At 42.1% G+C, this 26,281-nt stretch carries 25 protein-coding genes and 2 tRNA genes; 17 read left to right on the top strand and 10 right to left on the bottom strand.

Translation table 11 applies throughout. From position 1 onward, the window contains the following. The first annotated feature begins 95 nt into the window (after window positions 1-95). The 9 genes from TQ33_RS08960 (at window position 96) to TQ33_RS08920 (ending at window position 9,304) form a co-directional block, all read left to right on the top strand. Window positions 96-869: a hypothetical protein gene (locus tag TQ33_RS08960; protein ID WP_046561749.1), complete on the top strand. Its 774-nt coding sequence runs from the start codon at window positions 96-98 to the stop codon at window positions 867-869. Between the two features lie 357 nt (window positions 870-1,226). Continuing rightward, a complete protein-coding gene (locus tag TQ33_RS08955; protein ID WP_046561748.1) occupies window positions 1,227-2,468 on the top strand; it encodes a site-specific integrase in 1,242 nt (413 codons plus the stop codon). A 12-nt stretch (window positions 2,469-2,480) separates the two neighbouring features. After that, a complete protein-coding gene (locus tag TQ33_RS08950) occupies window positions 2,481-3,152 on the top strand; it encodes a hypothetical protein (protein WP_046561747.1) in 672 nt (223 codons plus the stop codon). A gap of 96 nt (window positions 3,153-3,248) precedes the next feature. Continuing rightward, window positions 3,249-3,455 (top strand): helix-turn-helix domain-containing protein, encoded by a 207-nt coding sequence (locus TQ33_RS08945; RefSeq protein ID WP_046561746.1) that lies wholly within the window; start codon window positions 3,249-3,251, stop codon window positions 3,453-3,455. Continuing rightward, entirely contained in the window at window positions 3,445-4,425 is a 981-nt protein-coding gene (locus TQ33_RS08940) for an AAA family ATPase (RefSeq protein ID WP_218915761.1), read from the top strand. The genes TQ33_RS08945 and TQ33_RS08940 overlap by 11 nt, the downstream gene beginning before the upstream one ends. Window positions 4,426-4,553: 128 nt before the next feature. Further along, the gene (locus TQ33_RS08935; protein WP_046561745.1) at window positions 4,554-5,618 is read left to right on the top strand and encodes a ComEC/Rec2 family competence protein; all 1,065 of its coding nucleotides are present in this window, start codon (window positions 4,554-4,556) and stop codon (window positions 5,616-5,618) included. Beyond that, window positions 5,611-7,869, top strand: a complete 2,259-nt coding sequence (locus TQ33_RS08930) for a ThiF family adenylyltransferase (RefSeq protein ID WP_046561744.1) — start codon at window positions 5,611-5,613, stop codon at window positions 7,867-7,869. The genes TQ33_RS08935 and TQ33_RS08930 overlap by 8 nt, the downstream gene beginning before the upstream one ends. Continuing rightward, the gene (locus TQ33_RS08925; RefSeq protein ID WP_046561743.1) at window positions 7,862-8,584 is read left to right on the top strand and encodes a hypothetical protein; all 723 of its coding nucleotides are present in this window, start codon (window positions 7,862-7,864) and stop codon (window positions 8,582-8,584) included. The genes TQ33_RS08930 and TQ33_RS08925 overlap by 8 nt, the downstream gene beginning before the upstream one ends. A 9-nt stretch (window positions 8,585-8,593) precedes the next feature. Further along, the gene (locus TQ33_RS08920) at window positions 8,594-9,304 is read left to right on the top strand and encodes a hypothetical protein (protein WP_046561742.1); all 711 of its coding nucleotides are present in this window, start codon (window positions 8,594-8,596) and stop codon (window positions 9,302-9,304) included. Between the two features lie 108 nt (window positions 9,305-9,412). On the opposite strand, the gene TQ33_RS08915 is transcribed toward TQ33_RS08920, so the two are convergent. From TQ33_RS08915 to TQ33_RS08870, 10 genes are all read right to left on the bottom strand, one after another. Next, entirely contained in the window at window positions 9,413-10,072 is a 660-nt protein-coding gene (locus tag TQ33_RS08915; RefSeq protein ID WP_052735266.1) for an SOS response-associated peptidase family protein, read from the bottom strand. A gap of 177 nt (window positions 10,073-10,249) precedes the next feature. Beyond that, window positions 10,250-10,326 (bottom strand) — tRNA-Met (locus TQ33_RS08910). Between the two features lie 84 nt (window positions 10,327-10,410). After that, a complete protein-coding gene (ychF, locus tag TQ33_RS08905; protein WP_046561741.1) occupies window positions 10,411-11,502 on the bottom strand; it encodes a redox-regulated ATPase YchF in 1,092 nt (363 codons plus the stop codon). A gap of 26 nt (window positions 11,503-11,528) precedes the next feature. Then, a complete protein-coding gene (gene pth / locus TQ33_RS08900) occupies window positions 11,529-12,122 on the bottom strand; it encodes an aminoacyl-tRNA hydrolase (protein WP_046561740.1) in 594 nt (197 codons plus the stop codon). A gap of 39 nt (window positions 12,123-12,161) precedes the next feature. Continuing rightward, on the bottom strand, window positions 12,162-12,848 hold the full coding sequence (locus tag TQ33_RS08895) for a 50S ribosomal protein L25/general stress protein Ctc (protein ID WP_046561739.1): 687 nt from the start codon (window positions 12,846-12,848) through the stop codon (window positions 12,162-12,164). 264 nt (window positions 12,849-13,112) lie between these two features. Next, window positions 13,113-14,060: a ribose-phosphate pyrophosphokinase gene (locus TQ33_RS08890; protein WP_046561738.1), complete on the bottom strand. Its 948-nt coding sequence runs from the start codon at window positions 14,058-14,060 to the stop codon at window positions 13,113-13,115. A gap of 62 nt (window positions 14,061-14,122) precedes the next feature. After that, window positions 14,123-14,197 (bottom strand) — tRNA-Gln (locus tag TQ33_RS08885). A gap of 13 nt (window positions 14,198-14,210) precedes the next feature. Beyond that, window positions 14,211-15,083: a 4-(cytidine 5'-diphospho)-2-C-methyl-D-erythritol kinase gene (gene ispE, locus TQ33_RS08880; RefSeq protein ID WP_046561737.1), complete on the bottom strand. Its 873-nt coding sequence runs from the start codon at window positions 15,081-15,083 to the stop codon at window positions 14,211-14,213. Between the two features lie 3 nt (window positions 15,084-15,086). After that, window positions 15,087-15,731, bottom strand: coding sequence for a lipoprotein insertase outer membrane protein LolB (lolB, locus tag TQ33_RS08875; RefSeq protein WP_267283363.1), 645 nt, complete (start codon window positions 15,729-15,731; stop codon window positions 15,087-15,089). Window positions 15,732-15,858: 127 nt separating this feature from the next. Then, window positions 15,859-17,835 carry a tetratricopeptide repeat protein gene (locus TQ33_RS08870; protein ID WP_046561736.1) on the bottom strand — a complete coding sequence of 659 codons (1,977 nt, stop codon included), beginning with the start codon at window positions 17,833-17,835 and terminating at the stop codon, window positions 15,859-15,861. A gap of 234 nt (window positions 17,836-18,069) precedes the next feature. Between TQ33_RS08870 and hemA the strand changes: the two genes are divergently transcribed. From hemA to rng, 8 genes are all read left to right on the top strand, one after another. Continuing rightward, window positions 18,070-19,338, top strand: coding sequence for a glutamyl-tRNA reductase (gene hemA, locus TQ33_RS08865; protein ID WP_046562418.1), 1,269 nt, complete (start codon window positions 18,070-18,072; stop codon window positions 19,336-19,338). A 65-nt stretch (window positions 19,339-19,403) separates the two neighbouring features. After that, window positions 19,404-20,492 (top strand): peptide chain release factor 1, encoded by a 1,089-nt coding sequence (gene prfA / locus TQ33_RS08860; protein WP_046562417.1) that lies wholly within the window; start codon window positions 19,404-19,406, stop codon window positions 20,490-20,492. Between the two features lie 19 nt (window positions 20,493-20,511). Continuing rightward, entirely contained in the window at window positions 20,512-21,351 is an 840-nt protein-coding gene (gene prmC / locus TQ33_RS08855) for a peptide chain release factor N(5)-glutamine methyltransferase (RefSeq protein WP_228640108.1), read from the top strand. A gap of 238 nt (window positions 21,352-21,589) precedes the next feature. Next, window positions 21,590-22,633 carry a rod shape-determining protein gene (locus TQ33_RS08850; protein ID WP_046561734.1) on the top strand — a complete coding sequence of 348 codons (1,044 nt, stop codon included), beginning with the start codon at window positions 21,590-21,592 and terminating at the stop codon, window positions 22,631-22,633. 132 nt (window positions 22,634-22,765) lie between these two features. After that, on the top strand, window positions 22,766-23,671 hold the full coding sequence (mreC, locus tag TQ33_RS08845; RefSeq protein ID WP_071841109.1) for a rod shape-determining protein MreC: 906 nt from the start codon (window positions 22,766-22,768) through the stop codon (window positions 23,669-23,671). After that, window positions 23,661-24,149: a rod shape-determining protein MreD gene (gene mreD / locus TQ33_RS08840; RefSeq protein ID WP_046561732.1), complete on the top strand. Its 489-nt coding sequence runs from the start codon at window positions 23,661-23,663 to the stop codon at window positions 24,147-24,149. The genes mreC and mreD overlap by 11 nt, the downstream gene beginning before the upstream one ends. After that, on the top strand, window positions 24,150-24,755 hold the full coding sequence (locus TQ33_RS08835; protein WP_046561731.1) for a Maf family protein: 606 nt from the start codon (window positions 24,150-24,152) through the stop codon (window positions 24,753-24,755). It abuts the gene before it with no gap. 22 nt (window positions 24,756-24,777) lie between these two features. Then, the gene (gene rng / locus TQ33_RS08830) at window positions 24,778-26,271 is read left to right on the top strand and encodes a ribonuclease G (protein ID WP_046561730.1); all 1,494 of its coding nucleotides are present in this window, start codon (window positions 24,778-24,780) and stop codon (window positions 26,269-26,271) included. Window positions 26,272-26,281: the final 10 nt, after the last annotated feature.

The raw sequence follows: 26,281 nt of genomic DNA, 5'->3' as shown, positions 1-26,281 counted from the left end.
TTAAAGCTGATTAAAAACAGTTACCTACTCTAAGATTGGAGTTAATGAATAATGTGTTATATTAAAATTTATTTTCACAAATAGGGAATATTGTTTTGGGAGAACACAATGTAATATCTGAAACTGCGGCTGGAATTAAAGAAAGGTTATCTAGCCCCTATATAGTTTTTTTTATCACAGCATGGATATTTCATAACTGGAAACTTTTGATAGGCTTGTTTTCTTTAAAAGGGTCCTTTGCTAGCAAAGTAGGAGTTCTAGAAGGTTACTTTAATGTTTATGATTTACTATTTTACCCTCTATTAAAATCTGCAGGAATTTTTTTGTTATATATTGTTGTAGGGGTTCTTTTTCATTTTATTTATGGAGCTTTCAAGCTCGCTCTCGGTAAAGTTGACGCTGCTTTAGATAAAAGAGATAGATATCTAGTAATAGAAAATCGAAAGTATTCGAATGCATTCTATGCTTTAATTGATAATTATTATCTTCGACTTCTTGCAAATAGTAGTGAAACTCGCCTAGATCATGAAATAATTTCTATGTGGTTTGAGCAATCAAACAGTGATCTGAATAAGGAAGTTTTCAAATTATATGAGGATGAAATCACCAGAATGCGCTCTACTGAAGATCTTAATAATGTCGATCACGATTTACTTGAGTCATTGAGGGAAATTGGTGCCATTAAATATTGGGGTAATACTCCATACTTCACTACAAAGGGTTTATTTTTTTATTTCAAATGGAAAAAATCAAGTAAAAAAGAAATAGATGATTTTCAAGCTGTACATGAAGAGTATATAAGAAATTTAAATAAAGTAGCAGCTAATAATATGATTGGGAATTTGAAAGATATCTACTCTGAAGTATAGTGAAATAGCAGATTTAAGTACTGGGGTTCAATAAATGGGGTCAGAGTTAATTATAAGAATGGACTTACGGTGGACTTACATAAATCCAAGGCAATAAAAAAGGCTTACAGATTGCTCTGTAAGCCTTTTTTAATATGGTAGCTATGGGTGGACTTGAACCACCGACCCCAGCATTATGAAAGCGATCTGGCCATGAATCTGTATGAAATTTAATCAATCGAATTTCTTTGTAAATCGCTATAAAATCAATTAAAACAATGCTTTACAAAGATGTCTTGTTTCATGGGTGTTCATCTTTTATTCAGCTAAATTCATCTATATTGGACTTACGGTGGACTTACGAAATGTTTAAAAACGGTGAAAAAACGGATTACCAAGGCATTAGTAGAAGAATTAGAGCCAAAACCCCGTCCTTATGAAGTGCATGATGATGAGATGACAGGGCTGTTAGTTAGGGTTCAACCAACTGGCAAAAAGAGCTATTACTTTACCTATAGAAACTCACAAAACCTTAGAAGAAGAATTAGGCTTGGTGCAGTCGATAACATGACTCCAGCCAATGCCAGATCGGTTGCTCAACAAAGATACTCAGACATCATGAAAGGGATAGATGTTCAGAGTGAAAAGGTTAAACAAAGAAAGGAAGCCGAAGCTACAAAAAATAGAAGGCTTGGTGCGTTTATTGATGAACTGTATGAGCCTTGGATATTAACCCACCATAAATACGGTAAAGGCACTATGTCCTTAATCCGTTCGCGTTATGCTTGCTTCATGAATACCCCGTTAGAAGAGATAACTGTAAGAAGGGTTGAGGCATGGCGTAAAGATCGTTTGGGGGATGGTATCAAGCCGACCACAGTTAATAGGCAAGTCGCTTCTCTTAGAGGTTTGCTGACTAAAGCAGTTGAATGGGAAGTTATCTCTGAGCATCCCTTACAAAAACTAAAGGCATTAAAAACGGGTACTACCCCATTAGTACGGTATCTGTCGCCCGGTGAAGAAACCCGGTTATATAGGGTACTTAGTGACCGGGATACCGCATTAAAAGAAGAACGTCAAAGGGGTAATGAGTGGCGTAAACAAAGAAACTACCCCTTGTTACCCGATCTAACACCCCATGCTTATGGGGATCGAATGACTCCAATGATTATTTTATCGCTTAAAACCGGGTTAAGACGCGGTGAGTTGTTCGCTTTAACATGGCATGACGTAGACATGAATAACCGGGTTTTAACCGTAAGAGCAGAGAATGCAAAGTCTAGCAGAACCCGTCATATACCGCTTAATAATACCGCATACACCGCATTAAAGGCATGGCATGACCAATGCGATAAAAGTAATCCTTTAGTATTCCCATCCCATAACGGCACGAAACTAACAAACGTTAAAAAGTCATGGGCCTCCATATTAAAGCAAGCAGAGATACCTAACTTTAGATGGCATGACATGAGGCATGACTTTGCCTCAAAACTGGTTATGAATGGCGTACCGCTTAATACGGTGCGAGAGCTATGCGGTCATGCTGATATGAATACAACATTAAGATACGCACACCTAGCACCAGAGCACAGGGCTGATGCGGTAGCAACATTAGGTTAAATAGGAGGATATGTGAATAAGAAAATTGATAATCCGCTGGAAGTCTTTGGGCAAACTTTAGATAAGTTCTATGAAACTAGTTATAACCAAGCTAAAGATAGATATGAAGAATATACCAACAACTCTAGTTTATTTGTGCAAAGAGTAGTTAATTATTTTAAAGCAGATACATGGCTTATTGATAGAGAGGCTATACCATTGTTAATGGGAGTTATACCAACAGACTGGCCTAGTTTAAGAAAAGACTTTTATACAGAAGACGTAAAAAAATGTATCAAGTCGGATTATTTAACTAGCTTGAAAGTCTTAAATCCAGAAGCTAAGCCCTCTGACTGGCGAATTATGAAAGAGGACTTCATAGATTGGGTAGAGGCTAAAGAATTCCCTAAACCTAGAGTGTTTAGCGGGGCAATAAAAGAGTATTTACAGAAAGCTAGTACAAGCCATATCAAGCCAAGAAAAGCAAAGAAATACTCAGATGATCGCGAGTTAATGTTTCGTGCCGTTGTTGCAGTGTTGGTTAAGTTCCCAGAGCAGTGCAAGACTGCTGGAAAAGTAAGTGCGCCTAAAGTAGCTAAGGTTATAGATGAAAAGTCTTTAATATGGTGGCCTGATGGAGAAATTCCATTTAATCAACAAACTATGGCAAGGCACATTAGAGATGCAATAAGCACTCTTGAATAGTTAGCGATCAGATCGCTAACGTTAGGGATCACACATTTCAACATAATAAATTCTAGTATCTGCTCCATACATTCAACTACATTTGGAGCAGTTACCATGAATCTAAATTCACAAGAATCATTATTAACGCCTAAAGAGGTTTCTGAAATCTTAGGGGTTACTGAGCACACTTTAGCAGTATGGCGTTGTGAGAACCGCTATCCCTTGCCTTATATTAAAGTAGGGCGATATATACGCTATAGAAGCAAAGACCTATCAACTTTCTTGGATAATCAAACGGTGCAGGGAGGTTATGATGCCTAATCAACATATCCCTACTACTAATCGAGAAGCAGAAGAGTTTGATGGTAATTGGGCAAAGGCTGAACATGATATCGCACCTGCTTTTAAAGTCTCAAAGATTGGTGAGTTCTTAAAAAAGAAAATACCACCTAGAGAGTTACTATTAGCACCATGGCTACCAAAACAAGGTTTAGCAATGGTTTATGCTCCAAGGGGTGTGGGTAAAACACACTTTGCATTAGAAGTAGCTGTGGCATTAGCTACAGGTGGCGAATTCTTAGGTTGGAAAGCACCTAGACCAGTTAAAGTTTTATATATTGATGGGGAAATGCCTTCTGCTGACTTACAAACAAGGCTAAAACAAATACAAAAGCGTACCGGGTTAATACCGGGTGATAATTTACGAATAATGACACCCGATGAGCAAAGCGGTGCAATGCCTGACTTATCAGATCCTTGCTCATTAGCGCGACTAAAACACTTTACAGATGTAGATTTAATTGTTGTCGATAATATTTCTACGCTTTGCCGTACAGGTAATGAGAACGAGGCAGAAAGTTGGAGAATAACTGAAGGGTGGGCATTAAGACTGAGAGCTGAGGGTAGGTCAGTATTGTTTGTGCATCACTCAGGTAAGGGAGGAGGACAGCGTGGTACAAGTAAAAGAGAAGATACGTTAGATACGGTTGTAGCACTAAAGCACCCAGATGACTACAAACAGTCTGATGGTGCAAGATTTGAAGTACACTTTGAGAAAGCCAGAGGGTTTAGTGGCGAAGATGCTGAGCCAATAGAGGCTAGATTGGAAATAGAAGATAAAGAGGGCTATCAGTGGCAGTGGCAAAAAAAACAAGATTCTGAGTTATTAAAAATTAGAAAGCTAAGTGGGGAAGGGCTAAACCAATCAGAAATAGCAGAGGAACTTGGAGTTAATAAGTCTACTATCAGTAGAAAGTTTAAATATTTGAAGGCAAAAGGGAAGTTAGACTAAGTTGCATTGTTGCATGGGTATAAAGAGCAACATTGCAATATTAGATTATTTAATAAAATGTGATGCGTTCCGTTGAAATTACTAATGAAGCCCCCATATAGGCCTAGAACAACAAGCTAGGAGCGATCATGAATAAAGATAAAGTCTCATTTTTCCCTGTCGGTAATGGAGATACTGTTTTATTTGAGTTGGATGGTAAGACAGTTTTGACTGATATTAACCATAGAAAGTCTTCAGAAGAAGATAGTTCGGAGGATTACGACATAAGGCAAGATATCAAAGATGCTTGTAGAGTCGGTGATAGGTACGAGCTAGATATTTTTGTTTGTACACATCCAGATAAAGATCATATTAGTGGCACGAAGGACTTATTTCATCTTGGTGATCCATCTACATACAATCCTAAGTCGGGAAAAATTCTTGTAAAGGAAATATGGTGTAGCCAATATTGTATAGAGCCAAACTATGATACAGAAGATTCAAAACCAATTCTAAATGAAATAAAGAGAAGAAATAAAAAGGTTTCGTCTTCGGATGGCAATAGTTTATTGGTAATGAGTGTAGAAGATACTCCAAACGGGGAGCTAACAGATAATTTAAAATGGAAATTACTGGCTCCGACGAAAGATGAGGCTAATATTCCTAAAGCTGAAGATAAAGAAACCCCTAACTCCAGTAATGACAGTAGCATAGTAATAAGATGGGAATATATTAGTAATAGTGAAAGTAGTTACATTTTGCTGGGAGGGGATGCAGGAGTTAATGTGTGGGAGCGCATAAGAAAAGACTTCAAAGATGAAGAGTTAAGCTGGTCAATATTGCTAGCACCTCATCATTGTTCAAGAAAATGTATAGCTCGAAAAGAAAAAGACGAAAAGTATATATATTCTGATGGTGCTTTAAATGCTTTAAGTAAAATAGATAAAAACTGTGATGGCTTCATAGTTTGTAGTAGCAAAGAAGTTAAGGATGATGCTGACAACCCCCCTTCTTATGAAGCCAAGCAAAAGTATCTTGGTATTCTAAAGGAGCATAAAAGTTTTGAGTATAAAGAAAGATTTATAAACACAGCTGTAAATGATAACGGAAAACCTGGAAAAGTAGTATTTGAGTTTGATGAAAAGGGATTTAATAAAAAAAATACAAAAATGCAAAAAGAACAAGTAAATAGAACTCCGTTCACTTATGGTTAATAATAAAATTAAACTAATATCTGAACTAGGCGTGGAAATAGAGGTAAAAGCTCTTCCTAAAAAATTACAGTCTGAATACTTTGAGTTAATCCAAAGTGAAAATGTTTTAGGGAAAGTTACTATAAGGCGCTTTAATGATTCATTTATTTTTGCTTTATGCGTTAGAAGGGATATTCCAAGAAGAACAATAAGAGAAGATATTCAAGTTGAAGAAAAGATTGTTCTTGTATTTCGAGAAGCAGTAGATGCGCCATCTATATATTCGGACCGCATAGACTTTCCTCAGGATCTTCCACATTTAAATCCAGTTAATGAAAATTCACCAATGAGTATATGTGTGTCTCGACTTGGTGCGAATGTAATGTATAAGGATATTGGTATTAGAGGAGTTGTCAAAGTACTTTCCCAGTGGCTTACTGATGCTGCAAGTGGGTTTCTGGATTATGATGGTTGGGAGCCAACACCATTTGTAAGTGACAATGTTTTGGTAACAAACATTGGTGAGCTACAACGTTTTTTTTATGAGAAAATGGAACGTTCAGGTATTTGTTTTGGGCGTATTTCTGGATTTAGTTTTGTTTTTAACGGCAGAAGAGTCTATTCATTTAAATTAAATAATATTGAGTTAACAAAATTACCAAGTATTTCATTTAAACAGAAAGATAAGGATGATGCTGAGTTTTATTTAGATACAATATGGTCTGGGATATATATTGATAAAGTAAACGAAGTTGATGCACGCTATTTAAGAAATATCAACTCTTCAAAAAGTTTAAAAGAATTTTGTAACGTTCATGGTGTAGGGCAAAAATTTGAACAATTAAAAAGGATAGTCTTAGATAAAAGTCGCGAAATTAAAAGTCCATTAAAAATGATACTGGTTGTTGCTATTCCAAGAACAATAGAATTAATTAAAGAAATCCCTACGGATGCAACAGGCGAGGCCAGAAAAGTTGAGCTTTTTTCTTTTGTCATTCATGTTCACTACAGTCAAGATTCAGGGATGACCGATATAAAAGAGGTTGAGCAGTTAAGTATTACTCCTAATCCAACTGCAGAGTTGTCAAAAATGATATCTGGGATTGAAGAAAGCGGTGATGGTACTATTTCAATAGTAGGATGTGGTTCTGTTGGATCACATTTGGCAGATACATTAGCTAGGGAGGGTAGATCAAATTTATTATTAATAGATAATGATAAATTTGAGACCCATAATATATCAAGACATGTTTTACAGAAATCTGATATTGGGTGGGGGAAGTCAAATCAGCTCAAGGAGCACTTATTAAATAACGGCTATGGGAATATTACATCATCCACTAATGAGCTTAGGAACATAGATGATGAAATAAAAAGTCAACTTGTAAATTCTGATTTGGTTATTGATGCAACAGCTGACAAAGACACCATTTATTCTTTAGATTCGCTTCCTGTAAACAAAGTTGCAAGATGCTACATATCAAACAAAGGTAAAACTGGCGTGTTACTATTTACCAAAGATAAAGCTGAATGCAACCTAGAGGACCTTGAAGTTTATTTACTAATGAAAAGTTTAGAGGAAGATTTCGTAAAAGACTGGTTAAACTCAGAGGCTAACCCAACAGCAACAATGGTCGGAATGAGTTGCTCTTCTATAACAACACGTTTATCTGTAAGTTATATTAGAAATCATGTTTCTAATTTTAACGCGGTAGTTAATTGTATACTAAAGAATAATAAAATTAATAACTCTATATGGGTTAACTCACTCAATAAAGATGGGTTATCTCTTGGATGTACTCAGTTTCAAGTATCGGATTTTAAAAAAATAAAAAATGAAGGTTGGGAGATAAGTATTTGTGATGATGTAATCCAATCAATTAGAGGTAAATTACATGCAAACTCGCCAGTTGAATGTGGAGGATTTTTATATGGTAGGTTAAATCTTAAAGAGCAAAGGATCGTTATTGTTAAGGAGACTGAAGTAAATCCAACTAAAGCTACCGAATTTGAGTTAGAGTTGCCTAGTGCTGAAAGTAGTGAAGAACATAAAAATATTGAAGAAAGATCGGCAGGTATGTTACAGCTTGTAGGGAGTTGGCATACTCACCCCTCTGGTACAAGTAAGTTTTCTGGTAAAGATATAAAAATGAAAGAAACAATTGAAAGGCAAATAAGCACCCCATTTGCTCTAATGACAGTATCTAATAACGATGAAACTGTTCAGCTTGCTATACCAAATGAGTGGAGGGAATTACTTGCAGATGGTTAATAAGTTTAATATTTACAATTTTAAGGCAAGAATATTACCTTTAGCGTATATTTCTATACCAATCGCACTAATAACACTAGTACATAGAGAGTTATTGAGTACAGTTCAATATCTTTACACATTTCTAGGTTGGACAGGCTTGTTATTTTTACTTTCAAATTACGTATCTTTGATTGGTAATAAAATACAAACAAAAATATTTGAGTATCTTGGTGCGGAGCCAACAACTATAATCTTACGACATCATGATGATCGTATCGATAATATCACCAAGAAGAGGTACCATGACTTCTTGTCACTGGCACTTAACATCCAAATGCCAACATATGATGAGGAAAGTAGTGACCCTCATGGGAGTGATGAAAAGTATCGTTCTGCTACTAACTATTTAAGAGAATCTACTCGAGACAACAATAAGTTCCCCCTAGTTTTTGCGGATAATGTAGCATATGGATTTATGAGGAATTTATTTGCATTGAAATCTGCTGCTATAGTTATATCTTTATTGTGCCTAATTTATCTGATTTTTCTCACGACACTCACATTTGTATCCTCTTCTATTTTTTCCGAGATAGGACGAACACCACTAATATTGTGTTTAATATTAAATACCTTGTATTTGATTAATACTATTTCATTTGTGACTATGGATATAGTAACTACTAGAGCTTTTAGATATGCAAAAAGCTTGTTAGGCGCTTGTGATAACCTTTAAGGAAATTCTATGAATAAAACTGGTGCGTACATCTTATTAATTCTATTGGCTGTTGTCTCTTATTGGATAGCTTTAGTTACAGATGATGACAGTTGGTTCAAAGGTTTTCTTGCAGTACCTGGGGTTATTGCAAGTTTGAGTATAGTAGCTAAGATTCTTATTGATAGTGTAGCTTATGAGAGACAAAAATACCTACAGAGTAACCAGCATATGTTTGAGCTTGCCTCACAATCACCTATGGCTGAAGTAATATTCGAGAAGCATGCTGAATTTTGCCAAACCTATATAGCAAAACTTCATCAGGTTATTGGAGAGCTCTTTGCTAGAGGAGCTTGTGAGGAAGCTACGAATATGGGAAGGGAGCTAGCAAGCATCAGGATAGATTATTCACCTTGGATTTCTGAGGAAATGAGTGAAAATTTAATCCCAATTGAACACGCTTTGATAGATATTGGTAGTAGTGAATCGTTAGCTGAGGCTCTAAGAGGAGATGCTAGTAGGGGCCATGTTAGAGATCAGGCTATGCAAAATGCATCAAAGCTTACTTCTGAAATATTAGAACAAAGGGAAGGGGAAGGAGAGCTAGATGCTAAATCGATAAAGAAGAAGTTTGTTTTAGAAATGGCAAGGGATATTATTGACGTTAATAGCTTTTTCAAAATAAGAAAATTTGCAATATCTTCAGCCTTAGATTTTATTGATAGTAGCGAAGCTAAATAAATTACCTCAGCAGTCTTATTCATATTTTTTGAAGGTAGTCGCCAGCATCCGCCTAACTTCTGTGTTTTAACTTTTCACTTTACTGCATATTGTCTTGTAAATAATGCTTTATTTTAAATCTGACTCTATTAGAACTTTATCGCTTACAGGTGTTAGGTCCCTCCACCCCCTTATCTGAACTGCATCAAAGTCTTGCTTTAATTGTGGGCGCATAAAGTCGCTGAAAGCGTCTGTGTTGGTAAGGTCTGAATCTAGCCACATTGTTAAATCATCATAAGGTATCATTAAAGGCATGGCTTTTTTATGAATATTGGCTAACTTTTCGTGTGGGGGAATGGTAATCATAGAGGCAGAATATACAGGGTTCTCTGGATCACCCCATTGCTTGAATAGGCCTCCAAAGTATATCGGACTTCCATCTATGGGCTTTAGCAAGTGATAGACTTTGTTCATTCCTTCCACGAACCCACTAGCAGGTATTAGACAGCGGGATTCACGGTACGCCTTAGTAAATGACTTTTTAAAGCCTTTCCCTTCATACCAACGACTATTAAAAGAAGTGTACTTGCTAGCTTTCCACTCTCTTGACTTATTCTCCAATAAAAACTGCCACATTGCTTTAATGACATTGTTGGTCTGGCCGTCATTCAAGACTATCTGTACAGGTTTATAGCAACGAAATGTACCTAGCTCTAGTGGCACTTGTAGATCCAGAGTTTTCTCGACCTTTTTAGCTGGCTTTTGTGTCAGTTCAATTAGTCCACACATGGCATTTTCATTTTTGCGAAAAAATATACCTTATCTAACCTCTAAACAGGTGTTTATGGAAGAGATAAGTATAAAAAAAGAGGTGTTTTATTAATCTACGTTGGACTTACGGTGGACTTACGTTTTTTCAGGCAATAAAAAAGGGTTACGAAAAATGACGTAACCCTTTGATATATATGGTAGCTATGGGTGGACTTGAACCACCGACCCCAGCATTATGAATGCTGTGCTCTAACCAGCTGAGCTACATAGCCTTAATTCAGTGGCGCGTATTTTCGTGATTTCGGGGCTTTATGTCAAGCCTTTCGGGTGAAAATATGCGCCTTTTTTGTCATCTGTTATACGTTGAAGCGGAAGTGCATGACGTCGCCGTCTTTGACGATGTAGTCTTTGCCTTCTAGACGCCATTTTCCGGCTTCTTTAGCGCCTGCTTCGCCGTTTCCAGCGATGTAGTCGTCATAAGCCACGACTTCGGCGCGGATGAAGCCTTTTTCGAAGTCTGTGTGGATCACGCCAGCGGCTTGTGGAGCTGTGGCGCCGACTTTGACCTGCCATGCGCGAACTTCTTTTTCACCTGCGGTGAAGTAAGTCTGTAGCTCAAGTAGGTTATAACCAGCACGAATCACGCGGTTCAAACCTGGCTCTTCTTGGCCTAGGTCGGCTAGGAAGTCGATTTTGTCTTCATCGTCTAGGGCGGCGATTTCAGATTCGATAGAGGCGCAGATTGGTACTACTTCGGCGTTTTCTGAAGCAGCGAACTCACGTACTTGGTCAAGTAGTGGGTTGTTTTCAAAACCGTCTTCGCTGACGTTGGCGATGTACATGGTCGGTTTAATCGTAATTAACTGGAACTTGCGCATTAATTTACGCTCGTCTTTGTCCAAGTCCATGCTGCGAAGGGCGTTACCTTCGTCGAGACAGGCTTTTGACTTTTCTAACAGCTCTAACTCGATTTTAGCGTCTTTGTCGCCGCTTTTAGCGACTTTCGCCGTTTTTATCATGCGCTTTTCAACGGCTTCTAGATCCGCTAGCGCTAACTCGGTGTTAATGGTGTCGATGTCAGCCAGTGGATCAACTTTACCATCGACGTGTACCACGTCGTCGTTGTCGAAGCAGCGTACCACGTGGGCGATAGCGTGAGTTTCACGGATATTGGCTAGGAACTTGTTACCCAAGCCTTCGCCTTTTGAGGCGCCCGCTACTAGGCCTGCGATGTCTACGAACTCCATCGTAGCCGGTAAGATCTTTTGTGGCTTAGCGATTGCTGAAATAGCGTCTAAACGCGGGTCAGGGATTGGCACCACGCCGGTATTCGGTTCAATAGTACAGAAAGGGTAGTTGGCAGCGTCGATGCCTGCGTCAGTCAGTGCATTGAAAAGTGTTGATTTTCCAACATTGGGCAAGCCCACGATTCCACAATTTAGTGCCATGTTACTTCTCTCTACGATTGATTGGGTTATTCAGCGCCTGCTTTTACGCTGTGTAATCGATGTACGGCCTTATCCCAGTCGCCACTTAATAGCGTTGGGGTTTCGCGTACCGCTTCGTCGATTGCTAAATTGATTGCATTACGGTCGTCTGGACTTGGCTTACCGAGCACATAGCCTGTGACTTGGCTTTTATGACCTGGGTGGCCAATGCCGACGCGTAATCGCATAAATTCTTTGTTATTACCAAGTTTACTGATGGTGTCGCGTAAACCGTTATGACCACCATGTCCGCCGCCTTTTTTAAGCTTTAGCGTTCCTGGGTCTATATCGAGTTCGTCGTGCGCGACAAGAATTTCCTCAGGATCAATTTTATAAAAACTAGCGACGGCCTGAATGGCTTTACCGCTGAGATTCATAAAAGTGGAGGGGATCAGTAATTTGATATCTTCAGAGCCAATTAAGCCTTTGGCGAATAGGCCATGAAACTTACTGTCGACTTTGAAGGGGATATTATAAGCCCGTGCCAGTTCTTCGACATACCAGGCACCAGCGTTATGACGGGTATCTTGATATTGTGAGCCTGGATTGGCCAGGCCCACAATTAACTTGATGCTAGACATTATTCAGTCTAACTGAAAACGTTCAGTTAGAACGAAGAATTAATCTTCGTTCTTTTCTTCTGAATCGCCTTCGTCACCTTTCTGTTCGCTAGCTGGAACTTCAGTTTCATCAACTTCGTCAGCGTCGTCTTCAACTTCTTCAACAGCTGGCGGTACCATGTTAGCTACAGTTAGGTCGTTATCTTCAACATCGCCGTGCATGAAGGCAACTAGTTCAACGCCTTCTGGCAACGTGATTTCACTCAAGTGGATAGAATCACCGATGTTCATTTCGCCAAGATCCACTTCAATGTACTCAGGTAAGTTACGTGGACGACATGAAATCTCAACCGTTGTTAATTGGTGAGACATTACGCCACCTTCTTTCTTACCAGGTGCTTTGTCTTCGTTGATGAAGTGTAATGGAACGTTTGCTTCCATGTTTTCACCACGAACGATGCGCTTGAAGTCAACGTGCAATAACTTTAGTTTGAACGGGTGACGCTGAAGGTCTTTGATAAGAACTTCTTCAGTTTCGCCGTCGATAACTAAGTTGATGATTGAAGAGTATGCTGCTTCGTCATCCAACATGTTGTTGATTTCATCGTGTTCAAGGGTAATTGACTTAGCGTCTTCTTTACCACCGTAAACGATAGCAGGGATCTTGTCCGCAAGACGACGTAGGCGGCGGCTCGCACCTTTCCCTATATCGCTGCGTGATTCAGCTTTTAATGTAAAATCGCTCATTGTGTTTCTCCACAAGTTGAGTAAATAAATGGTTAAGCCTTGCGACCAAGCTTAACCCGAAAAAATCGGACGCGAATTATACCGTGATCCAAAAGCAATAAGCTAGCCTATTTAGGCATAATTCCTAGCTTTTTAGGGAATTTTACGGATTTTTTGCGCTAGAAGGCTTCAAATACAAAAATCCCGCGACAGTGCGCGGGATTTTAGTGCTATATAAAGGTGTTCGAGCGTTAGGTTCTAGCTTGAGAAACCTAGCCTAGGAGCTTAGTCCAAGAACATCGTCGAAATCGATTCTTCCGTATTCACACGGCGAATGGATTCACCTAAAAGCGGTGCTAAGTCGAGAGTTTCAATACGGTCACACGATTGAGCTTCTTCGCTCAACGGAATCGTATTGGTAATGACTAAGGCATCTAAGTCTGAGTTGTTCAAGTTATCGATAGCTTTGCCCGATAATACTGGGTGAGTCGCGTAGGCTGATACGCTGTTGGCGCCATTGTCTTTCAGCGCTTTCGCTGCCTGACATAGGGTTCCCGCAGTATCGACCATGTCATCGACGATGACACAGTCACGACCACTCACGTCACCAATGATATTCATCACACCAACTTCGTTGGCGCGTGGGCGACGTTTGTCGATAATCGATAGGTCGGCATCATTAAGACGCTTAGCGATAGCGCGTGCACGTACCACACCGCCAACATCTGGAGAAACAACCATCAGGTTTTTGCCAGATTGTGATGCGATATGGTCAAGAAGTACGGGAGTCGCGTAAACGTTGTCTACCGGGATGTTGAAAAAGCCCTGGATTTGGTCGGCGTGTAAGTCTACCGTCAGTACGCGGTCAAAACCGACGCCACTGATCATGTCGGCAACTACTTTTGCACTAATCGGAACACGCGCTGAGCGAACTCGGCGGTCTTGACGTGCATAACCAAAGTAAGGAACAACCGCTGTAATACGCTTGGCAGAAGCACGCTTTAACGCGTCAGCCATAATGATCAACTCCATCAAGTTGTCATTCGTAGGCGCACAGGTTGATTGAATAATAAAAACGTCTTTACCACGAACGTTCTCAAGGATCTCAACATTACATTCGCCATCGCTAAAGCTAGACGAGGTGATTTTACCGAGAGGAACTTTTAAGTAGGTGGAAATTCGTTGAGCGAGATCAGGAGTGGCGTTACCACTGAAAAGCATTAAATCTGACATCGGAAAGCCCTGTGTTTTGCCCCAAATTCACAAGCAGAGAGTTGATGTTTAAGTAAAGAAAATGGCAGGGGTAGCTGGATTTGAACCAACGAATGGCGGCATCAAAAGCCGCTGCCTTACCGCTTGGCGATACCCCTGCAATGTTGCACCTTAAATCAGCGGTGAAGTGTTAATGCCTCGTGCTGTTAAGGTTAGCCAGCGCTGCTTGCACAGTGCCGCTATTTTACGGACTTCTCGCTCTTTGTCAAAGGTTAAGAACACACAACTTCCAGTTCCTGTCAGCGTTGCTTTTCCAAATTTACTAAGAAACTCAAGGGCTTCGCGTACTTCTGGATATAGCTTCGCGACAAGAGGCTCAAAGGCGTTGTAACCAAGTTCTAAACTTGCCTCTGTGCGAGAGGCGCGTAATTTAATCGGTTTATTGTCTCTTGTCAACGCTGGATGCGAAAAAATTATCGAAGTGTTTATTTTTACATCAGGATAGACAATTAAGTACCACTTTTCGGGTACCTCTGTCTCGGTTAAAATTTCACCAATGCCTTCCGCCCACGCAGTTTTACCCTTGACGAATACCGGAACATCAGCGCCGAGACTTTTCCCCAGTTCGCAAAGCTTTTCGTTAGGGAGTTTGATATCCCATAATTGATTCAAAGCGACTAAGGTTGTGGCTGCGTCAGAACTACCACCGCCTAGTCCGGCGCCTGAAGGAAGTTTTTTATTGAGACGAATGTCAGCGCCTTGGTGCTTCCCTTTAAACGGTTCAAGCGCGCGCGCTGCTTTAATGATTAAATTATCGTCACTGGGAACTTCATCATATTCAGACTGGAGTGTGACTTGGCCTGAGTCATTGGGCTTTATCCAAATGTCATCACCACAGTCTAAGAGCTGAAAAAGGGTCTGTAAGTCGTGGTAACCATCATCGCGACGACCGAGAATTCTGAGCTCAAGGTTTAATTTCGCCGGGGCTGGCCAGTAGGAGTACCCCTGTGGGTTGGTGTATCCTGTGGAGTGAGCAAAGGTCATCAGTTAATCTCCGCTTGGCGCTATATCCCAAGAGCGGATGGAAAGAACGATTTTGTTTTCGCCCTGCGCTCCATTGTTTTGAACGATGCGGATTTTATCCGGCATTTTGAGTTCAATGGTTTTATCGCCAGCATCTCCACTCGCTGCTATAGGCAGTTCGGCAACGTCGTAACGCACAAAATCGACCACGTAATCCAGGTATTTGATTTGTTGCAAAGTGCCGTCGGCGTTTATCCGCAGATCGCTTTTATTGATGCCTGTGGGTAGACCTTTTATCCAGTCTTGCATCAGCGATACTGGAATATCCCAGCCCGATACACCGTACAGCAGTTGGCGAGCATCAACACCCTCATAATGCTCGTCATCGCCCGTGTCTAAAGTACTGAGGTGTGGTTGTACTTTAAGAATCATGTAGGTTTGGCCAAAGGCACCATACATACGAAAGGTAAAGTGGTTCGGTTCTTGCTGTTGCCATAGGAAGTTTGATGAAAAACTATCATCAGGATGGGTGATGCCGATTCGGCCTTTTATCTGGTATTGCTCAAACGTTTTTAGGAGCTTGTAGTGTTTTTGCCACAAGGGATCATCCCAAACGGTGGTTTCTTGTTTTACAGGAACCGTTTCGCAAGCGGCTATAAAGAGTATCAAGAAAACTGAGAGGCAAAGATTTTTTGTTATTTTTGTATACATTAAGGTTGTCGGCATAAGAGCTGTCGCTATCAGTCATTATCGGGAGTTGTTCCTGTCAGCTATAGTCAGCTGAAAGCTGATTTAATTAATCAGTCAGTACTTTCGCTTCAGGAAAACGTCTGAGTGTCCGCAAAATATACTGGTTATTAGGGTTCATCCGCAAGGCTTTTTGCCAAACATCAATCGCTCGCTCTTGTAAATCCATGTTCCACAGCACTTCACCTAGGTGTGATGCAATTTCAGGAGTGGCTTCTTGTTCATAGGCCATTTCAAGGAATTTGAGCGCTTCATCGTAGTTGCCTAAACGGTAATGAACCCAGCCCATGGAGTCTTGAATGGCGACATTGTCTGGTTGTTCTTTGTAGGCGCTTTCGATCAGCTCTTTCGCTTCATCCAGCGAACGGTTTAAGTCGGCTAGGGTATACCCCAGCGAGTTTTTAGCATGATGATGGTCAGGATCTATCTTTAACACTTGGCGTAAATCACGCTCCATCGAGCTGTAATACTCTAACGGCTCCGCCGCCAATGCTTTGCTATACAGCAGCTCGATGTTGTCTGGATGTTCCGCTGCTGCTTCTTCGATCAGCTGGTAAGCGATAAGGTAACTGTTACGGCCCTGTAAGAAGTTTGCACCGATTAAGGTGATATCCACTTTAAGCTGTTCGGCCTCGCTATTGGCTCGCAGGGTTTTTACCGATTGCACAAATTCTGTGACCGATTGGGTTTGATTTAATAGTTGTAGCTTTAGATAAAACAAGAAGGGCTTATTAGGGCTGACTTGGAGCGCCGAAGTAATACGGCGTTCAGCTTGTTCATAATCCCCAGCTTGAGTTAACAAGTTAATTTCAAACTCCAGCAAGCGTTGGCGATCATCAAGGCCAACCTTACGTTGTGCTTGGCGAAGGCTATTGACGGACGCTTGCATCATATCTTTCTCGGCGTATAGCTGAGCCAGTTCAGTCCGTGCGGTCATATAGTAACGGCCAACAGGCACCATTTCGTAACAACTGTAGGCTTTAACAAAGTCATTCACACGAGCAGCAGAGTCGGCACAATAGTAACTGCTGATTTCTTTTTTGTAGTTATTCTTTGCTAACTGCCAGAAGTGTTCACTCGCTTTTTGATAGTCTTCCATGGCGTAGTAGCTGCTGGCTTCTAAAAATAGTGTTTGTTGATCCTGTGGACGCTCTTTAAGAACCCGCTTAAAGGCGATTAAGGCCTCCGAAAAGCTACGTTGTGTATAAAGAAGCTCGCCTATTTTGTAGGTTTGTTCGAGCGACAGCTTGTTGTTCTGAAGTACTTGGCTTAAGTACTGCTGACGTTTTTCTTTGGAGTGAAGGGCGAGTGCTTCACCTTTTAATTCGATGGCCGATAAAAAGTTAGGGCGCTCAGCCAGAGTATAATCAAGCAACTGCTGGATACGAGCAAATTGTTCCAACGGTTGCCCTGACTTTAAGCGTAAATAAGCTTCGGCTGTGGCGATATGTGGTGACTCAAGCGGGGTATTAACTTGCTCAAAGAATGCAACGAAATCGGCTTCTTCTTGAAAGCTGGCCATGCGGAGGAGTTCATACAGCTTTTCGTCTTCATTCTCAGGAAGCAAGGGTAACAGTTGGTGTAAATAAGCTGTGGCCTGCTCTGTGTGTCCTTGAGCTAAACTAGCGATTAGAGCTATTTTGTAAGCGTTTTTATCGTCTGGGGCTGATGCCATCCATAACTCAGTAGCTTCCAGCGAGTTATTGTAGTCGCGCTCAATCAAGGCAACCATGGCTGCTCTCGACGACAGTTCTTTGCTGCCGGTTTGTTCGGCGGCGTAAAAATAATTGCTTTGGGCTACATCGTAGAGTTTTTGTTTGTTGGCGATATCCGCCAGCAAAATACTGAAATACAGTTGGCTCCGATCCTCGGCAGATAAATTAGCCACAGAAGGGTGTTCCGGCGCTTGGGAAGTGCTGGATGCCGTGGGTGTTTCAATCTTTTGTGGCTGTGTGGTGGCGCAGGAGGCGAGCAATACACAGCATATTGAAACGAATAGGGTTTTAGCCGAGAAAAGTCTGTTCATACGTCCAGTATAAAAGATTCCAGTAAACTTTTTGTGAAAGTGCTCCACATAGTTAAAACAGAGTATCAGGAAAGGTAGCCGAGTACAGTGTAAAAATGTAGTTTTTACGAATGTTTAAAATTAGCAGACATCTTGAAGCGGTGTTATAATTCGCGCCAATTGCATGCCTTAGGCATTTTCATGAGTCATGCCGCGCCTTTAGTGAGTGACCTTTTTGATAGCTGTTTCAAACCTATGTCTTTGATTGTTTTGGGAATTAACCATAAAACTGCACCGCTTGCCATCCGTGAGACGGTGGCCTTTGCCGATCATGAACTCGGCGAAATCATGGCTGAGGTCAAACAGCAGACCCAGGGTTCAGAGGTGGCTTTGTTGTCGACCTGTAATCGTGTTGAGTTTTATTTATCGAATGAATCGCACCAACATGAGCAGATAAAAGCACAGTTGCTGGATTGGCTCAAAGCTAAGAAAGAGCTGAGTGACGATCTCGACGAGGTTATTTATTACCATAAAGGTGTGGATGCGGTTAAGCATCTGATGAAAGTGGCGAGTGGCTTAGATTCGATGGTTCTTGGTGAACCACAGATCTTAGGTCAGCTCAAAGCCTGCTACCAGAAAGCGAAACGTGCTGGCACGGTAGAGCAGATCATGGAGCGTTTGTTCCAAAAGGCTTTTGCCGCAGCCAAGAAAGTGCGTCATGAAACTGACATAGGATCGAACCCAGTGTCGGTGGCTTATGCCGCAGTGACGCTGGCTAAGCATATCTTCGCCGACTTTTCTAAATTAACCGTCTTGTTTGTCGGTGCTGGTGAAACCATTGAACTGGCTGCGCGCCATTTAGAACAGAGCGGCGTTAAGCAAATGGTTATGGCGAATCGAACGCTAGCGAACGCTCACAAATTAGCCGATGAGTTTGAGGGAAAGGCGGTTGGGCTGGATGCCATACCCCACTATTTAGCTCAGGCGGATATTGTGATTAGCTCAACCGGAAGCATGTTGCCAATTATCGGCAAGGGTATGGTCGAAACAGCCATTCAGGAACGTCGTCGCAAGAGCATGTTCATGGTTGATCTGGCGGTACCCCGTGATATTGAAAGCTCGGTGGCAAAGCTGGATGATGTCTACCTTTATAGCGTTGATGATTTAGAAGGCGTTATTCAGGAGAATTTGCAGGCGCGCCAAGAAGCGGCTGAAGAAGCACTGGTCATCTTGGATGAGTTCGCAGAAGATTTCGAGAAGTGGCACGCGGGTCGTCAAAAACATGATACAGTTCGTGAGCTGCATCAAATGTTTGCTGACATTGCTCAAGCGGAACTTGAGCGAGCCAAGGCTCAGTTGAAAAATGGTAATGATATAGAAGCGGCGTTAGAGCATTTCTCACACCGCTTAACGAAGAAATTCTTACACCAGCCGATGGTGTGGCTAAGAGAAGATGACGAGGAATTGGATCGTCACGACATTACTCGTCAATTGTTTCAGCTTGACAAAAACTCAGATGATTAAGTAAAACATTACTTTAATCATTGTTTTATAAAGAATTATACCGATAGGAACAAAGAAATAGCATGTTGCAGGATTCTGTCAGTCAAAAACTAGAAGGTCTGGTTGATCGCCACGAAGAACTCGAAGCTTTGTTAGGCGACCCAGAGATTATTTCTGATCAAAATAAATTTCGCGACTTGTCGAAAGAATATTCTCAGCTGGAAGAAGTGGTTAAAGCTTTTCAAGATTATCAGGAAGCGGTAGAAAATCTTCAAAATGCAGAAGAAATGCTGAAAGACGATGATCCAGACATGCGAGAAATGGCTCAGGAAGAATTCAAAGCATCTAAAGCTACCATCGAGCAGCTTGAAATTGATTTGCAGAAATTACTGCTGCCGCGTGATCCGAATGATGACAAAAACACCTTCTTAGAGATTCGTGCGGGTACTGGCGGTGATGAAGCGGCTATTTTTGCGGGTGATTTATTCCGTATGTACAGTAAGTATGCGGAAAAGAAACGCTGGCAAGTAGAAGTCATCAGTGAAAGTCAGAGCGAGCAGGGTGGTTACAAAGAAATTATTTTACGTATCGTCGGTGATGCGGTCTTTTCGCATCTGAAATTCGAATCAGGCGCCCATCGTGTACAACGCGTACCGGAAACTGAGTCACAAGGCCGTATTCATACCTCTGCGTGTACCGTGGCTGTGATGCCAGAAGCGGATGAAGTCGATGCGATTGATATTAATCCAAGTGATTTAAAAGTTGATACGTTCCGTGCATCAGGCGCGGGTGGTCAGCACGTGAACAAAACTGACTCTGCGATTCGTATTACGCACTTGCCAACGGGTGTGGTTGTCGAATGTCAGGACGAGCGCTCGCAACATAAAAACCGTGCTAAAGCGATGTCGGTATTACAGTCTCGTTTGCAGGCAGCCGAAGAAGCGAAACATCAGTCTGAGCAGACCGAAATGCGTCGTAACTTAGTCGGTACTGGTGACCGCTCAGACCGTATCCGTACCTATAATTATCCTCAAGGTCGCATGACCGATCACCGTATTAATCTAACGCTGTATAAGCTTGATGAGATTATGGAAGGCGATATTGATCAAATCCTTGAGCCTCTGGTGCAAGAGCATCAAGCTGACCAGTTAGCAGCGCTTTCGGGCCAGTCTTAATCCTGCCTCCCGCATCATTTTGAACCAAACCGTTGAACACATTCTGTCTTGGGCTGTTTCACAGCTCAAGATGTTTGACACAGCTAAACTCGACGCTGAAGTGTTACTCGCCGAGACCGTACAACAAAACCGAACTTGGTTAAAAACTTGGTCCGATAAAGCGTTAACGCCTGAACAAATGCGTGCGTTCGAAGAGAAAGTTGAGCGTCGACGTAACGGCGAGCCGGTCGCTTATATTGTTGGGCGACAAGATTTCTGGACTTTATCGTTAAAAGTAACACCTGCCACGTTAATACCACGCCCTGAAACCGAGCACCTGGTTGAGTTAGCGTTAACAAAAGTCGCTCCGCAAGATAGTCATCGAATTGTGGATTTAGGCACGGGCACTGGCGCTATTGCGCTCGCAGTCGCGTCAGAAAGACCTAAGGCGCGGGTATGGGCTATGGATTTGAGCGCAGATGCTCTTGTCGTCGCCGGGTACAATCGTCAGAAGTACAAGCTGGATAATGTTACCTGTCATCAAGGGCACTGGCTTCGCGACTGGCAGGGTGAGCCTTTCGATCTCATCATGAGTAATCCACCTTATATCGACCAAGACGATCCTCATCTTCAGGACCTGACGTTTGAGCCAACATCGGCTTTGGTCTCCGCAGAGCAGGGGTTGTCTGATATTAAAGAAATTACTCAGCAAGCAACGACTCACTTAACACCTTTAGGTTGGTTGATGTTTGAACATGGCTATGAGCAAGGGCCAAAAGTCAGGGCGATTCTTCAGAGTCACGGTTTTGTCCACGTTGAAACTTTGAGCGACTATTCAGGGCATGATCGCGTAACTTGTGGACAAAAGCCGGAACTTTAACGGTGAAACTGGGTCTTTCTATAGGTGGCTGGGAGCAAAAGTCATACTAAGTCGCCAATCTGTGAAAATAATCTTATATGCTAGGCTTTTAAGCTTGCCGAGTTAGACGAGTATTGTTAGAGTAACGCGATTGAGAATATTCTCACAAGCCTTGTCGCTATTGGTTTTAAGCCCTTTTGAATGACAATTATTTTAACGAATTTGAGTAAAACAAGTTTTAAGCGGGAAACCTCCTCCGATGTTTAATAAATTACGTGGCCTTTTTTCTACCGACCTGTCTATTGATTTGGGTACGGCAAATACTTTGATTTATGTTCGTGACCAAGGAATCGTTCTTGACGAACCTTCAGTGGTCGCTATTCGACAAGACCGCTCTGGCGGCGCTAAGTCGATTGCGGCAGTCGGTGAAGCTGCGAAAAGAATGCTGGGTCGTACGCCTGGCAATATCGTTGCGATTCGTCCTTTGAAAGACGGCGTAATTGCTGATTTCGAAGTGACTGAAAAAATGTTGCAGCACTTTATTCGTAAAGTTCATGACAACACTTTTTTCCGTCCAAGCCCTCGTGTTTTGGTCTGCGTTCCTTGTGGTTCGACTCAGGTTGAGCGTCGTGCCATTAAAGAGTCAGCGTTGAGCGCTGGCGCACGCGAAGTCTACTTAATTGAAGAGCCTGTGGCAGCAGCTGTTGGTGCTGGTTTACCGGTTAATGAAGCACGCGGCTCGATGGTTGTGGATATCGGTGGTGGTACAACTGAAATCGCGATCTTGTCTTTGAATGGTGTGGTTTACTCAGACTCTGTACGTATCGGTGGTGACCGTTTTGATGAAGCTATCATCGAGTATATTCGTCGTAATTACGGCACCATCATTGGTGAAGCGACTGCTGAGCGCATTAAACATGAAATCGGCACTGCTTATCCTGGCACAGAAGTTCGTGAGCTGGATGTGCGTGGTCGTAACTTGGCAGAAGGTATTCCACGTAGCTTTACGATTAATAGTAACGAGATTCTTGAGGCATTGCAGAATCCACTTCATAGCATTGTCCGAGCCGTTAAGACGGTATTGGAGCAATCGCCACCTGAGCTAGCCTCCGATATTTCCGAGCGCGGCATGGTCTTAACCGGCGGTGGCGCCTTGATTCGCGATATTGATCGTTTACTGATGGAAGAGACGGGTTTACCCGTCATTGTCGCTGAAGATCCACTAACCTGTGTGGCGCGTGGCGGTGGTAAAGTCTTAGAAACCATCGACGAGCATGGTGGTGATTTGTTCTCAGATGACTGATTGAACAAAAATTCCATTAAAATCGGGCACTTAGATTGCCCGATTTTTGTATGTATCACATAAAAATTGCTAAACTAAAGTCTATTGACGTGGACTAACCATAAGAATTTACTCTCTCGGGAGGAGTAGGCCATTAAAAATCTATTCGCACGAGGCCCATCACTGGTTTTGCAGCTGGTGCTAAGCTTGATTTTAGCTGCTATTTTGATGGTACTTGATTACCGCTATGATTACTTAAGTAGCGCCCGTAAAGGTGTTTCCACGGTATTGGCACCGATTTATTTTTTAGCCAACCTGCCGAATGAAGTCGCTTCATGGGCAGACAGCAACATCGTTAGTCGCAATGATCTGCTCAACGAAAACCGACGTCTGAAAGATGAATTACTCATTCTGAAAGCTCAGAATCAAAGATTAATCGGCTTAGAGTCTGAGAATGCTAGACTTCGATCATTATTAGGATCGTCGCGGACGCTTCGTGGTAAACGCGTTATTGCGGAAGTGCTTAATATCGATAGCAGCTTGTTTGCCAATGAGTTGTTATTGAATAAAGGCAGTATTGATGACGTCTTTGTAGGTCAGCCTGTGGTTGATGCCGAGGGTATCATGGGGCAAATCGTTGAAGTGTCTACATCGACCTCTCGTATGATTCTGCTTAACGATCAAAAACATGCGATTCCTGTGCGAGTGGATAGGAATGGTGTTCGAGCAATTGCTCAGGGTAATGGACGCACGCTTTATTTAAGGCACCTGCCAAACACGATTGATATCGAAGAAGGTGATTTGCTTTTAAGTTCGGGCTTGGGACAAAAGTTTCCTGATGGTTATCCTGTGGCTAAGGTCATTTCAGTGATACGACAATCTGCTCAACCTTATGCGGAAATTCTTGCTGAGCCAACCGCAAATATTAACCGCGCAAACCATGTCCTATTGCTCTGGCCATATCACGACCCTCAGAAAGCTACTAAAGCCAGGTCTTCAAAAGGAGAGGGTGACGATGATACCGCCGATGCTATAGAGGAGGCCTCCGATGCAGAGTAAACAAAAGCGTGGTACTTGGGTCATCATCCTTACCTTTATTATTGCTTTAATCCTAACGGTTATTCCTTTACCAGAATCTTGGTCGCCATATCGTCCCGATTGGATTTTGCTGGTGTTCAGTTACTGGGTCATTGCTCTGCCACATCGAATTGGTTTGTTATGGGCATTCATTTGGGGGCTTATTTTTGATGCACTACTGGGAAGTACTCTTGGTTTGCACAGTTTTACCCTTTGTGTCATTGCTTTCATCTTGCAGTTGAACTACCTCAGAATTCGAATTTACCCTATTTGGAAACAAGCGCTGACTATGGGTGGTATCGCTTTGCTATATATGGCATTAGTGCTATGGCTATCAAGAGTCACCGGTAGCCCAGAAAGTACTTGGACTTACTGGATTTCGGCAGCTATCGATGCGGTGCTCTGGCCCTGGTTGTTTATTTTGCTGCGTGACATCCGACGCTATTTTAAGGTGCAATAAGTGAGTACTCATTACTCAAAAATTTACTTGGCTTCTGGTTCTCCTCGAAGAAAGGAGTTATTGACGCAGTTAGGAGTGGACTATATTCAAATTGCAAACGACTTTGATGAAACTCGTTTGCTGGATGAGTCGCCGCTTGATTATGTTGAGCGAGTTGCTCTAGGCAAAGCTCAGTCAGCCCTTAAGTCACTGGATAACCCTAACCAACTACCTATTCTCAGTGCGGATACGACGGTGGCTCATCAGGGAGAGCCATTAGGCAAACCGAATGATCTTGAGCATGCGGCAGAACTGTTACTGCGATTAAGCGGTGACCGTCATACGGTTATGTCGAGTGTGGTTTTGGCTGTGAGTGGTGGTTTCTTACAAAAAACGGTTAAAACAGACGTTGTTTTTGCAGCATTAAAGCAAAAGACCATCGAGGCTTATTGCCAAACTCAAGAACCGCTGGGGAAAGCTGGTGGTTATGCCATACAAGGAATCGGTGGTAGCCTGATAGAAACGATTAGTGGTAGTTATACTAATGTTGTGGGGTTGCCTGTTTATGAAACGCGTCAGCTGCTTGAACAGGCCAAGGTTCAGTTTGCGTTAAGCGGGCTGGGTTAGTCTGGAGAGAGGTTGTTGTAGCATGCGCGATGAAATTCTAATTAATATCACCCCTCAAGAAACGCGAGCTTCTATTGTCGAAAATGGTGTATTGCAGGAACTGCATATTGAACGCACCGAGAATAGAGGCATCGTTGGAAATATCTACAAAGGCGTTGTAAAACGCGTTATGCCCGGTATGCAGGCTGCATTTGTTGATATTGGGCATGAAAAAGCGGCTTTTCTGCATCTGGCTGATATTGTGACGGACAAAGCCGAAGGCAGTAAACAAGCCATAGAAGGGGCTCAACTGTTAGATAAGCAACAGGCACAAGAAACGGATATCACTTCCGTGTTGCATGAAGGTCAGAAAATAACTGTTCAGGTTATTAAAGACCCTATTAGCAGTAAAGGCGCTCGACTCACAACTCATATTACGATTCCATCCCGATATCTAGTTTTAATGCCAGACACGGAGCATGTGGGGGTTTCTCAGCGAATTGATGATGAGCATGAGCGAGTAAGATTGCGTGAACTTCTTGAAGAACACGAAGATCTCGATAATGGCTTTATCATTCGGACGGCCGCAGAAGGTGCCAGCGAAAAAGAGTTGGTCAGAGATGCACTGTTTCTGGCGAAGCTGTGGAAAGGCGTGACCGAGAAATCTAAGCAGGTAAAAGCACCGGGCTTAATTCATGAAGACTTGAGTTTAGAGCTTCGGATTATGCGCGATATCTTTGAAGATGATGTTGAGCGAGTGCGTATTGATGATCAGACAACCTTAGATCGAATCATTAAATTTGTACAAAAATTTCTTCCAGATATGGAAAGCCGCATTGAGCTGTACGAAAGCGAACGCCCCATTTTCGACCTTTATAATGTTGAAGAAGAAATTAAGAAAGCCTTAGAACGAAAAGTACAGCTTAAGTCTGGTGGCTATTTAATTATTGATCAAACTGAAGCCATGACCACGGTTGACGTCAATACCGGGGCTTTTGTTGGGCATAAGAATTTAGAGGAAACAATTTTTAGGACCAACCTCGAAGCCGCTACAGCGTTGGCGAGACAATTGCGCCTGAGAAACCTCGGTGGAATTATCATTGTTGATTTCATTGATATGAAAGAAGAGGAGCACAAGCGACAAGTCCTCCGAACCTTAGAAAGGCTTCTCGAAAAGGACCATGTCAAAACACAAATCACGGAAGTGTCATCGCTCGGTCTAGTTGAAATGACTCGCAAGCGGTCTCGTGAAAGTTTGGAGCGTTTATTGTGTGAGCCCTGCCAACAGTGTAATGGTCGCGGTTATGTGAAAACAGCAGTGACGGTCTGTTATGAAATTTTCCGAGAGCTGAGTCGTGCGGCACGAACCTACGATGTGCAAAAGTTCCTAGTGTTGGCGAGTCAGGAAGTCGTTGACTGTTTATTGGATGAAGAGGCGAGTAGTCTCGGCGATCTAGAAGTCGAAATTGATAAACCTATTAAACTGCAGGTAGAAAGTCTTTACTCACCTGAGCAGTTTGATGTGGTCTTAATGTAGCTGGATTCTT

It is taken from the genome of Kangiella geojedonensis (assembly GCF_000981765.1).
GTDB classification, from domain to species: Bacteria; Pseudomonadota; Gammaproteobacteria; order Enterobacterales; family Kangiellaceae; genus Kangiella; species Kangiella geojedonensis.
This window is presented reverse-complemented; position numbering and strand designations above follow the sequence as displayed.